General features: G+C 71.3%; 14 protein-coding genes. 1 reads left to right on the top strand and 13 read right to left on the bottom strand.

The features are described 5' to 3' along the window. From ABD327_RS34840 to ABD327_RS34885, 10 genes are all read right to left on the bottom strand, one after another. A partial coding sequence (locus tag ABD327_RS34840; RefSeq protein WP_344457434.1) for a hypothetical protein occupies window positions 1-250 on the bottom strand: 250 nt, incomplete at its 3' end. Beyond that, window positions 247-525, bottom strand: coding sequence for a hypothetical protein (locus ABD327_RS34845; protein WP_344457437.1), 279 nt, complete (start codon window positions 523-525; stop codon window positions 247-249). The genes ABD327_RS34845 and ABD327_RS34840, both read right to left, overlap by 4 nt. A gap of 87 nt (window positions 526-612) precedes the next feature. Beyond that, window positions 613-2070, bottom strand: a complete 1458-nt coding sequence (locus tag ABD327_RS34850; protein ID WP_344457440.1) for a phage major capsid protein — start codon at window positions 2068-2070, stop codon at window positions 613-615. Beyond that, entirely contained in the window at window positions 2067-2903 is an 837-nt protein-coding gene (locus ABD327_RS34855) for an HK97 family phage prohead protease (RefSeq protein WP_344457442.1), read from the bottom strand. Before ABD327_RS34855 ends, ABD327_RS34850 begins: the two co-directional genes overlap by 4 nt. 6 nt (window positions 2904-2909) lie before the next feature. Then, window positions 2910-4148: a phage portal protein gene (locus tag ABD327_RS34860; protein WP_344457444.1), complete on the bottom strand. Its 1239-nt coding sequence runs from the start codon at window positions 4146-4148 to the stop codon at window positions 2910-2912. Continuing rightward, on the bottom strand, window positions 4145-4315 hold the full coding sequence (locus ABD327_RS34865; protein WP_344248183.1) for a hypothetical protein: 171 nt from the start codon (window positions 4313-4315) through the stop codon (window positions 4145-4147). The genes ABD327_RS34860 and ABD327_RS34865 overlap by 4 nt, the downstream gene beginning before the upstream one ends. A gap of 8 nt (window positions 4316-4323) precedes the next feature. Then, window positions 4324-5880, bottom strand: a complete 1557-nt coding sequence (locus ABD327_RS34870) for a hypothetical protein (RefSeq protein ID WP_344457447.1) — start codon at window positions 5878-5880, stop codon at window positions 4324-4326. Beyond that, window positions 5864-6388 (bottom strand): helix-turn-helix domain-containing protein, encoded by a 525-nt coding sequence (locus ABD327_RS34875; protein WP_344248187.1) that lies wholly within the window; start codon window positions 6386-6388, stop codon window positions 5864-5866. Before ABD327_RS34875 ends, ABD327_RS34870 begins: the two co-directional genes overlap by 17 nt. A gap of 203 nt (window positions 6389-6591) precedes the next feature. After that, window positions 6592-6975 (bottom strand): hypothetical protein, encoded by a 384-nt coding sequence (locus ABD327_RS34880; RefSeq protein WP_344457449.1) that lies wholly within the window; start codon window positions 6973-6975, stop codon window positions 6592-6594. Next, window positions 6972-7253, bottom strand: a complete 282-nt coding sequence (locus tag ABD327_RS34885) for an HNH endonuclease (protein WP_344457451.1) — start codon at window positions 7251-7253, stop codon at window positions 6972-6974. Before ABD327_RS34885 ends, ABD327_RS34880 begins: the two co-directional genes overlap by 4 nt. A gap of 32 nt (window positions 7254-7285) precedes the next feature. On the opposite strand from ABD327_RS34885, the gene ABD327_RS34890 reads away from it, so the two are divergent. Beyond that, window positions 7286-7717: a hypothetical protein gene (locus ABD327_RS34890; protein ID WP_344457453.1), complete on the top strand. Its 432-nt coding sequence runs from the start codon at window positions 7286-7288 to the stop codon at window positions 7715-7717. Between the two features lie 6 nt (window positions 7718-7723). Here ABD327_RS34890 and ABD327_RS34895 read toward each other — a convergent pair whose 3' ends face one another. The 3 genes from ABD327_RS34895 to ABD327_RS34905 form a co-directional block, all read right to left on the bottom strand. Continuing rightward, window positions 7724-7987 carry a hypothetical protein gene (locus tag ABD327_RS34895; protein WP_344457455.1) on the bottom strand — a complete coding sequence of 88 codons (264 nt, stop codon included), beginning with the start codon at window positions 7985-7987 and terminating at the stop codon, window positions 7724-7726. Window positions 7988-8065: 78 nt separating this feature from the next. Further along, window positions 8066-8362: a hypothetical protein gene (locus tag ABD327_RS34900; RefSeq protein ID WP_344248271.1), complete on the bottom strand. Its 297-nt coding sequence runs from the start codon at window positions 8360-8362 to the stop codon at window positions 8066-8068. A gap of 13 nt (window positions 8363-8375) precedes the next feature. Beyond that, window positions 8376-8995: hypothetical protein (locus tag ABD327_RS34905; RefSeq protein WP_344457458.1), on the bottom strand; the 620-nt coding region annotated here is incomplete at its 5' end.

Genomic DNA, 8995 nt, shown 5'->3' on the forward strand with positions numbered 1-8995 from the left:
CGGCGGCGAAACCCATGTCGGTGTCCACCCACATCAGCCACTCGGCCTCGGAGGCCAGGAAGGCGTCGACGGCCTTGTTGCGGGCGGCGACCAGGCCGCCGCTGCCGTAGCGCATCGCCAGGAATCCGGCGGTGACGATGCGCTGGTGGTGGGCCAGGTCCCAGCCGATGAGGTCCATCATCGACATGTGCCAGGAGTGCGCGACCTGCTCTGAGTGCACCCAGGTCAGCTTCACCGTCCCCGGGATCACTGCTTGCCTCCACCGCTGGTGCGGGGGCGGCGCGTGGTGCGGCGCTCGCCGGGCGCGGCGGTCGCGGTCTCCGGGGCGGCGTCCTCCTGGCGGTCCAGGAGCCGTATCCCCGAGGGGTCGGTGGTGCAGCGCACCGCCGGGAGGCTGGCGTCGAAGAAGTCGGGGTAGGCCTTGACCAGGGGGTCGGCGGCGTCCCAGGGCTCTCCTGCCCGGATGGCGATGCGCTGCCCGCCGTGGGCCAGGCTGGCGTGGCGGTTGGCGTAGGCGATGGACATGGCCACGAGGAACCTCGATTCGCAAAGGGATGGGTGGTCCCGTGGCGGCCGACCACCCGCCGGCCGCCACGGTGCTGCGAGCCCCGGCTACTGGTTCTGCAGGAGGCGGAAGGCCTGGTCGTTGATGGAGTCCGCGCCGTCGCGGGCGTAGGCGAACCATCCGCGCTGGCCGGTGGGGCGCCCGGTGGCCTGGTCGAACAGGTGCGGGATCAGTTCCACCGTCATGCCGACGCGCTGGACGATCAGGTAATTGCGGAAGTCGCCGACGACCAGCCGGTTCTCGGCGCCGGTGGTGGCGGTGTAGGCGGGGAAGTAGCTGGAGTACTCCACCGGCCGGTTCTTGATCTTCTCCAGGGTGCCGGTCAGGTCGACGGTGTACCAGGAGATGTTGTTGCCGTTGCCGAAGGCGGAGATCTCGTCCCCGACCTCGGTGGACATCACCCAGCGGGAGTTGGCCTTGTAGCGGTCCGGGAGCGCCCCCCAGACCTTGTTGACGTCGGCGCCGCCGAAGGCGCCGTCGGTGGTGACGACGACCTCCACGTTGGTGTTGGCGTCCAGCGCGGTCAGGATCCCGAACGGCTCGCCGGCACCGGAACCCACGGCGTGCTTGTTGGCCTGCAGCTCGTCGTAGCCCTCCACCAGGAGGCGCGCCATCTCCTCGGCGAAACCGGGGTAGTCCTGGCCGACCCGAAGGGAGAAGGGAATGAAGCCGCGGGCCTCGTGCGCGTCGACGACGGGCTGGGCCAGCGTCGGGGAGTCGTCGCTGACGGCGGAGGCCTCAGCGTCGTAGCTCCAGTTGACGCCGGCGCTGGTGACGCCGCGCCACTGGTCGGTGGTGATGTTCTCTACGCGGGAGATGCGCCGGAACGGGTTGAGGCTGCCCTGGGCGGTGAGGATGATCGTCGGGTCGATCAGCACCGGCACGCCGTACCCGCCGGCGGTGTCGACGCCACCGGACATGGCGCGGGCCTCGGTGAAGGCGTTGACCGCCCGCGCCTCCTCGTTGGTGAGGACGGGCTGGGTCTGGGTGACGAGCTTCTGCCACGCGCTGCGGTAGTTCTCGTGCTCGCTCAGCAGCATCATCCGCGCGACGACGGCCGGGTCGTAGTCGGGGCCGCGGTGGCGCAGCAGGTACTCCACCTGCTCCAGCTGCCCGTCGTCCAGGTGGCGGACGTGGTCGCGGACGTCCATGACGGCCAGCGCCCGGTCGCGGACCTCGCCGCGGCCCAGGCGCCGCACGTCCGTCCCGTCCCACGGGGTGACCTTGCGGGCGACCTGGGTGGAGCGCCACCTCTCCCGGGAGGCGCGCAGCCGCTCGGTGCGCTCGCCCTGCTCGCGCTCTTCGCGCTCGCGCTGCTCGGCGGCGGTGCGCTCGGCGGTCTCGGCCTCGGTCAGCTCGTTGTCGCGCTGGGCCAGCTCGGCCTCCAGCCACTCCCACTCGCCGCGGGCGTCGCCGGTCAGGTCGCCGTCCCCGGCGGCGGTGTCCAGCTCCTGCAGACGGGAGCGGATCTCCGCGATGCGCGAGCGGATCTCTTCGATGGTCATGCTCGGCTCCTTGCCGCGTCGTGAATCGTCAGGCGGCGGCGTCGTGCCGCTGCCGAGATCCCGTCGACGTGGCGAGCCGGTGCATCACCGGGTGCCGGGGCCATCGGGTCGGGCGTGTGCTTGGCGGTCGCGGGCTCCGCGTCTGCGGAGGTGCGAAGGCCGTGCATCGCCCGGAAGGCTGCAAATGATCGTACAAGGTCGGCGCGCTCTGCGCTGTCCTGGACGGCGAGCTGTTCCATCAGCCAGTCCGCCCCGGAGCGCAGGCCCGCGGTCGCGTCCGGGTTGGCCGGCCACGTCACCGGCCCGGCCTCGTACAGGCGGACCTCCTCCACGGTCCGCTCCGGGATGCCGTCGGGGTTGTAGTCCGAAGGGCCCGGGTCGTAGTCCCAGGACTCGCGCACCACGTCGAACATGAAGCTGCTGCCGTAGGCGCCGGCCTGCAGGCCGGGCACCAGGTCCCGGTTGTAGCTGGTGTCCAGCAGCGGCACCTCCATGTACGGGGAGGTCTCCCGCTCCTCCAGGCGCGCGGGCACCCCGAGGACCTTCTGGTGGATCGTCATGTCCCGGCCGTGGTTGAACAACACCTTCAGGCCGGCGCCGTTGTTGCGGATGGTCCGCTTGAACGAGCCCTTGATGGTCCGCTCCAGGAAGCGGCCCTCCCACAGGGAGTCGATCTCATACCAGGTGTCGAAGCGGGAGAACTCAACGGTCATCACCGGCATGGCGTCGGCGTCGCTCTCGGCGCGCTCGGCGGCCGCCGGCTCCGGGCGCGGGGCGAGGACGGGCACGGCGGATCCGCCACGGATCAGGTACAGGCCGCGTACTGCGGGCATGGGCTTTCACTCCTCGGGGTCGCCGTCGTCGGCGGGGTCATCGGGGTCCGGGTCGTCGTCGCCTTCGTCCGGCTCAGGTTCCGGAGCGGGGGCGGGGGCGGTCTTGGTCAGGGGCTCATCGCCCCACGGAACCGGCGGGAGGTCTTCGAGGTCGCGGACCTCGTTGACGGTGCGCCACTGGTTTTGCAGCGCGGACTGGTGGGCCTGGTAGCGCTGCAGGGCGCTGGTCTCCAGCAGCGCGTTGCGGTTGATGCGCACGTACTGCGGCTTGGGCAGGAAGTCCGACAGCAGGCGTTCCAGGCGGCGCAGCCATTTGTTGAGCGCGTACGTCAGCAGGTGCAGGCCGCGGTCGACGACGTTGGAGTACGTCATGGATCCGCCGGACTCATAGCCGAGGATCTCCGCGAGGCCGGGTCCGAAGATCCGCGCGCACTCTGCGGCCGAGAACCCCTGGGTCTGGAGGAACTGGGATTCCTCGGGGGTGATCTGCAGCTGCTTGTAGTCCCAGCCCTTGCCCAGCACCAGCGGCTCGCGGTTGCCGCGCAGCGCGGCCAGGAACCGCTGCTTGGCGGTGTCGACCTGCTTTTGCTCCAGCTCGACTTCGGTGTTGACCAGCAGCCCCGAGGGGTGGGCGCCGTCGCTGAACCACTGCAGCCCGTACCGGGAGGAGGCGATGTTGACGCCGACGGAGCGGGCCAGGTTCTGCACCGGGGACAGGCCCAGGACGTGGCCGGCCATCGGGTTGACGCGCCGGTGCAGCACGTCGCCCAGCTCGGCCTCGGGGACGGTCCGCCCGCTGACGGCCCAGCGGACGCGGCCGCCCTCCAGCCACCCCGACACCGCATCCGGCGGCAGGAGGTCGACCTGCTGCAGGTACCCGGCGCTGGAGCGGGCCAGCACCATGCCGAAGGCGTTGCCGCGCAGCAGCCACGACATCATCACGCGGTAGCGCCAGTCCTCCAGCCCGTACCCCGAGCCGTCCGGGTCCTGGAGCCATCCCGGGGTGGGCAGCACCCGCCGCTCGGCACCGGTCCCGCGCAGCACGTCGATGGGCAGTTCGGAGGCGATGGAGGCGATGAGGTCGGCCGCGGCCCACACCGCCGTCGACTGCAGCGCGCCTTCCGGGGATCCGGTGACGTCGACGTCGGCGAAGGACCGGGCGGCCGCCAGCTGCGCGGCGAGCTGGTTGAACGTCGTCGGGGTCGAGTGCTCGCGCTGGGCGCGTCGGCTCCACCACAGGCTCATCGGATCCTCCGGTCCACCAGGAGCAGCGCGAGGCCGGCGACGATGACGCCCAGGGGCAGCCAGATCATCCCCATCCCCCAGGCGATCAGGGCCGCGCCGGCCGCGCCGGGGGCGTAGCGCAGCCCCAGCCCGGCCAGATGCCCGGCGGTGCCCAGCGCACGTTTCATGTCTCTCCTCACCGGATGTTCGCGAGCGGGTCGTAGGTCTGGCGGAGCAGGGGCAGGCGGGCCAGCAGCGCCCACCGCGCGAGGGTGGTGGCCACCAGCGGCGTGATGTCGTCGTGGGCGCCGCGCCGGTGCCACGCCCAGGCGTCTCCCAGGGCGCGGGTGCGGGCGCCGTTGATGGCGGCGTTCAGCTGCTGCTGGCCGATGTGCACGATGCCGCCCTGGCGGACGCTGTCGGCGAACTGCCCGCACGCCGCGGTCACGTCGCCCATGCGCGGCACCGCCAGGTCGCCGCGCTTCGGCTTGTCGGATTCCTCCGGGAGGCGGAATCCGGCGGCCTTGAGGTCGTCCAGCAGCGACCCGGCCGGGGAGCGGGCCGGGACGTCGATGGCGATCGCGATGGGGTTGTGCAGGTCGGCCAGTTTCCGCAGGGCGGGCACCACCCAGTCGGTGCCTGCGCGCCGGTCGACCAGCTCCAGGTGCATCCGCCCATCGGGGCGCGGGGAGGCCAGGCCGATGGAGGCCCAGTTGCGCAAGGGGCTGACGTCCACCGCCAGGGCGATGTCGGCCGAGGCCTGGGAGAGCTTGTCGGTCAGCTTGGGCCAGGCCTCGCGCGGCACGTTCGGGTCCGGCGGCGGCGTCGCCTTGCGCGTCCTGTTCAGGTACGCGCGGTCGAACTCCGCGTCTTCCATCTTGTCCAGCTCGGCCCGGATGATCTCCTCGGTGACGGTGTGGCCGAGGGCGGGCAGGCACATCCGCCACGTCTCCGGGTCCAGGCGGGAGAGGTACTTGGGCGCGTACCACTCGAAGTAGGCCACCGCGGGGAACTCTCCGGTGGCGTAGATCTGCTCCACCAGTTCCCGGCCCGCGGCCCGCTTCTTGTTCAGCCAGACAGACTTCTCGGTGCCGCCCGCGCTCGCCCACCACAGTTGAGCGCGCGGCCGGGTCAGCATCGCGGGGGAAAAGGCTTGCTCCAGGCGGTCGTCCTGGTGGGCGAAGGCCTCGTCGATGATGCCCATGTCCAGCGACGGGCCGTGGCCGGCCTCCTCGGTGTTGGCCGTGATCCCGATCCGCGAGCGGGTCTTCAGGCAGATGATGGCCTCATTGCCGTTGCCCTTGCGGGCCCGGAAACGCTTGGCCAGCCTGCTCTCTTCGATGGTGGCCAGGAACTCGTCTTCCCACCGGGAGCGCGCCATGGTGCGCGTCTGCGCGGCGTAGGTGATGTTCTGGCGGGCCCAGGCCATCGCCCGGTGCGTCATCGCCCCGAGGATCTGCTGAGTCTTGCCCTGCTGGCGCGGCACCGAGATCCCGACCTCGCGGTAGATCGGCAGTCCCGTGACGGGGTTCAGCTCCAGGGCGACGTCCAGGACGTAGCGCTGCCAGGGCATCGGCGGGTAGCCGAGCGCGGTCATGACCTTGGCGACCTGCGGGCCCAGCGTGGGGTTCTCCGTGCGCCGGGGCGTGCCCCACCAGGGCGGACACTCCAGCCCGTACAGCTCGCGCAGTTCGGCGGCGTAGCTCGGGGGCGCCTGCCACAGGTCCTCATCGGTCTCAGTCAGGGGTGCCAAGGTCGCCGAGGCCGTCGTCATCGTCGTCCTCACCGGCGGCCAGCTCGGCCAGCTTGGTCAGGACCTCTCGCAGCTCACGCGCCAGCGGGGGCAGCGATCGGGAGTCGAACAGCGTGCCGCTGTCGATCTCGCGGGCCAGGGCGCGGGCCAGCTCGGCCAGCGAGGGCGCCATCCCTTCCAGGTCGCCCAGCGCCGCGATGTCGTCGTCGACCTGCAGGCCGAGCGCGCCGGGCACGCGCTCGGGCTTCGGCTCGTCGTAGTCGGCCTCGCCCAGCAGCCGGGAGGCCGGCACCCCGAAGGCCTTCGCGATGGCCACCAGGTCGTCGACGTCCACGCGCCGCTTCTTCGCCTCGACCTTGCCCAGCACCGACGCCGACAGGGCGCGGCCGTGCTCGGTGATACGGGCGGCCAGGGTGCGCTGATCCCAGCCGCGCAGGCCGCGCATCCGCACGATCTCGGTAGCCAGGTGTTCGCCATGTTGGCCGACGCCGATGGGCTCAGCCGCCATAACCGTCTCCTCTTCTATGCGCATCGGTCATCCGCCGTCATGGCGGCGCTCCCACCGGCCCGGGGAGAGAAACTGGAGAGATGGGCGCGGGGCTATCCGGCCCCCCTGCCCCAAAAAACCGCGGCGCCCTGACCTGCAACGATGCAGGACCGCACGTTTGTGCAGGTCAGGACCCTGTCCGGGGCAGGGGGGTGGGGGGGTGGTCAGACGCCGGCCGCGCAGCCGTGGCACAGTCGCCAGCGGTTGAGCCGGGTGTATCCCCCGCACAGTTCGCAGTTGTCGCGCTCGCCCTGGTCGTCGTCGCCCTCGGTCTGCTCGCTCAGGTCGAGCGGGTCGATGAGGGGAGGGGCTGCGCGGCCCGTGCCCATCGGGTCGTCCAGGGTGGGGATCGGGTGCTCGGTACGCAGCTCCTCCACCGGGGGCAGTGCGTCCTTGGCCACCCAGCCCGAGGTATAGCCGCATGGGCACCAGGCCATGACCAGGCCCGTGGCCCTGTGCTCCACCCAGTCGCCTTCTCCCGGCCTCCATTCGAACTGGGCCGAGATGCGCAGGCGGTGGCGGATCTGCCAGAGGGCGTCGTTGCTCACTTGGTGTACCAGTCCCTTGATGTCACCAGCTTGACCTCGGGCAGCGGGCGGTCGCCCTTCTCGCTGTTGCACTTGCGCCCACAGGTCCGGCAGCCCTTCGTCCCATGAATAGGCGCCTTGTTGTCGGGATCCTCGGTGCCGCCCCTGGCCACGGGGATGATGTGGTCGACCGCATCGGCGCCGTTGTGGCCGCACAGGATGCAGGTATCCGATTCGGCGAGGATCTGCCTGCGTGTGCGCCGGTTGGGCCGGGAGGTCAGATCGCTGCGCTTGGCCATGGTGCCTCCCTGTTCGTCCGTAGGGTTCGGGTATGCGTTCTTCTCTGTGCGCCCTGGTGGCGCTGCTGCTGTGTGCGGCCTGCTCCAACGCCACCTCGGGCGAGCCGTCGGCCTCCCCGTCTCCCGCTGGGTCCAGCGCTGTGGTCCAGGAGGCCGAGGGCCTTTCTGCCCAGGCCGTGGTGGACGCCTTGGGCGAGCGGTTCAAGCTGCCCAACCCCCGGGAGAACACGGGGTTCTGCGAGCGCTCGGGGTGCGTGCAGATGGTGACGACGGATCCGGTGACCATCGTGCAGTTCCCCGGGCCGGGGAAGGCGAAGGCCTACGCCAAGGGGATCGGCGGGCCTTCGGTGGCGGTCGGGCCGATCGTGGTGTCGTGCGCGGGTCGCCGTGGTGAGGAGCTGTGGTCGGCGAAGAAGCGGAAGGCTCTGGTGGCAGAGGTGCGGCGGATCGTCGCTGCCGAGTAGGCCGTTCTACGCGCCGCCTGTGCTGACGAAGAGGTCCACGTACTGGGCGACGGGGAAGCCGTTCTCGGTCACGTCCGGGTCCGGGGGCAGGTGGGCGCGCAGGAAGAGCGTCCACTGCTGGGTTCCTTCGTCCTGGACGGCCAGGAGTTCGACCATCTGGACGTCGGTGGGGTTGAGGTCGTGGGCGGCCATGAGCGTGCCGAACACCTCGGTCAGGCCGGGCTCGGCGGCGATGGACTCGGGAGTCCAGGTGTAGAGGACGAGTTGCATAGCGGTCCTTTCGGCGGGATGGGGCGGTGACCTGCCCGGCCGGCCCTCGACCCCTCGAAGGGCGGGCCGGGCAGGAGTTCAGTAGGTGACGATCTCCCCGTCGGCCTTCAGCACGGGCCGTTCGGGGGTGTCGGTGACGCGCACCCAGGCGAGATAGCGCTGGCGGCGCTGGGTCAGCTCCAGGGCGGTGCCGGGGCCGATGAGGATGCGGGCGTGGCCGTTCTGCCAGGACGCTGTTTGCCAGTCGGCTGCACCGGGGTGGCTGTTGGCGTCGGTGATGGCGATCTCCACCGGTAGCGACTCCAGCTCCACTTCGCTGTCGGCGGTGACGGGGATGTCCAGGTACTCCACCGATGAGATCGAGATCTTCAGCACGTGGTCCTCGCTTTCAGACGGTGGGGGTCCCGGCGGACCAGGCGTGCTCTGGTTCGGCGGCGTGCCAGCTGGTGCGGAGCGGTCCGGCGGCGTGCCAGCCGGTGCGGGGCATCCCGATGACCAGGGTGATGTTCCGGTGGTATCCCCTCAGCCGGCGGGCGGTGTCGGTCTCGGCCGCGATGCCCAGCAGCCGGGTCTTCACTGCCGTCAGGGGCAAGGCGGTGCTGGTTTCGGTGGCGGTGCCCAGGACGCGGGTACGGGCGCCGGTCAGGGGCAGCGCCGTGTCCGTCTCGGTCGCGGTGCGCAGGAGTCCGCGCTTGGCGGCGGTGAGCGGGAGCGCGGTCCCCGTCTCGGCCGCGACGCCCAGGACGCGGCCCCGGGTGACGGCCAGCGGTAGGGCGGTGTCGGTCTCGGTCGCGGTCCCCAGCTGCTGGGTCTTCGTCGCGGCCAGGGGCAGGGCCGTGTCCGTCTCGACCGCGACGCCCAGGACGCGGGCGCGTCCCCCGGTCAGCGGCAGGGCCATGTCCGTCTCGGTCGCGGTGTCCAGGAGTCCGCGCTTGGCGGCGGTGAGCGGGAGCGCGGTGCCCGTCTCGGCCGCGACGCCCAGGGGGCGTGTTTTCGTGCCGGTCAGGG

Origin of the sequence: Actinocorallia aurantiaca, assembly GCF_039533685.1 — a bacterium.
Classification (GTDB): domain Bacteria; phylum Actinomycetota; class Actinomycetes; order Streptosporangiales; family Streptosporangiaceae; genus Actinocorallia; species Actinocorallia aurantiaca.

Excerpts from the sequence above, each read along its gene's own strand:
- ABD327_RS34890 (WP_344457453.1), top strand. The coding sequence starts at position 7,286 with ATGCGTTCTTCTCTGTGCGCCCTGGTGGCGCTGCTGCTGTGTGCGGCC.
- ABD327_RS34895 (WP_344457455.1), bottom strand. The coding sequence starts at position 7,987 with ATGCAACTCGTCCTCTACACCTGGACTCCCGAGTCCATCGCCGCCGAG.
- ABD327_RS34865 (WP_344248183.1), bottom strand. The coding sequence starts at position 4,315 with ATGAAACGTGCGCTGGGCACCGCCGGGCATCTGGCCGGGCTGGGGCTG.
- ABD327_RS34860 (WP_344457444.1), bottom strand. The coding sequence starts at position 4,148 with ATGAGCCTGTGGTGGAGCCGACGCGCCCAGCGCGAGCACTCGACCCCG.
- ABD327_RS34845 (WP_344457437.1), bottom strand. The coding sequence starts at position 525 with ATGTCCATCGCCTACGCCAACCGCCACGCCAGCCTGGCCCACGGCGGG.
- ABD327_RS34855 (WP_344457442.1), bottom strand. The coding sequence starts at position 2,903 with ATGCCCGCAGTACGCGGCCTGTACCTGATCCGTGGCGGATCCGCCGTG.
- ABD327_RS34850 (WP_344457440.1), bottom strand. The coding sequence starts at position 2,070 with ATGACCATCGAAGAGATCCGCTCGCGCATCGCGGAGATCCGCTCCCGT.
- ABD327_RS34875 (WP_344248187.1), bottom strand. The coding sequence starts at position 6,388 with ATGGCGGCTGAGCCCATCGGCGTCGGCCAACATGGCGAACACCTGGCT.
- ABD327_RS34885 (WP_344457451.1), bottom strand. The coding sequence starts at position 7,253 with ATGGCCAAGCGCAGCGATCTGACCTCCCGGCCCAACCGGCGCACACGC.